Genomic DNA, 776 nt, shown 5'->3' with positions numbered 1-776 from the left:
TTCGCTCATTCAGGTACACTCTAAAAACTTGGTAGGTTTTTGCAAAACCTCTTATTATCTAATGCGTCATAATGACGCATTATGAAGACAGTTTTTTAAATGGTTCAAAAGTATGACACATAACATTCGTTGCTGCGCCCGCGGTAGCGGACTTGACTTCCGTTTCTATATACCATATTTTATAATAAATACTAATAGTATTTTTTTATTCTTTTTACGGCATATTCCCCCCAGCCCCATAGTGTCGGCAGCGCGCAAGTGGCAACGGGAAGGGTCGATTTCGGGAAAAACACTGCATCGGTGCTGTCACTCAACGGACGGAATGTCCGTAGGTCGCACAAAAACATGCTTGACGCAGGCAATGATTTTATGGCATTATCGGGACGCTGGCGTGTATATCAGACAGCGTATACCGTCCATATTTTGACGGATAAACAAGGCGGGGGAAAAGACAGTGCCTACCTATGAAAAACCGACTGCAGAATTGATTAAAGAGTTCTGCGGCGAAACGCTGAAAGACAAAAAAGCCTGTTTCAAGCGGGAGGAAATTATTGCGTGGTTTGCGGAAAAGTATCCGAAAACCAAAAAGGGGACGATAAACACGCATTTGCATTCGCTGGCTACAAACGACCCGAACCGGAAACATTACGCGCGGCATAAAACAAAAAATGAAAGCGTCAGGGAAAGCGCCAATTTCCTTTTCAGAATCGCCCAGGATTCGTTCCGTCTGTATGACGTGGAAACCGACCCGCTGCCCCTGTAAGGGGGCTTCACCG

General features: G+C 45.4%; 1 protein-coding gene. It reads left to right on the top strand.

Annotation, left to right across the window (positions count from 1 at the left end; translation table 11 throughout):
* Positions 1-454 precede the first annotated feature (454 nt).
* Positions 455-763, top strand: a complete 309-nt coding sequence (locus AWU74_RS06755; RefSeq protein WP_059370129.1) for a DUF7669 domain-containing protein — start codon at positions 455-457, stop codon at positions 761-763.
* The last annotated feature ends 13 nt before the right edge of the window (positions 764-776 follow it).

Source organism: Treponema endosymbiont of Eucomonympha sp., assembly GCF_001028545.1.
Note: the sequence above shows the minus strand (reverse complement) of the source record. Positions and strands in the feature narration are given on the sequence as shown.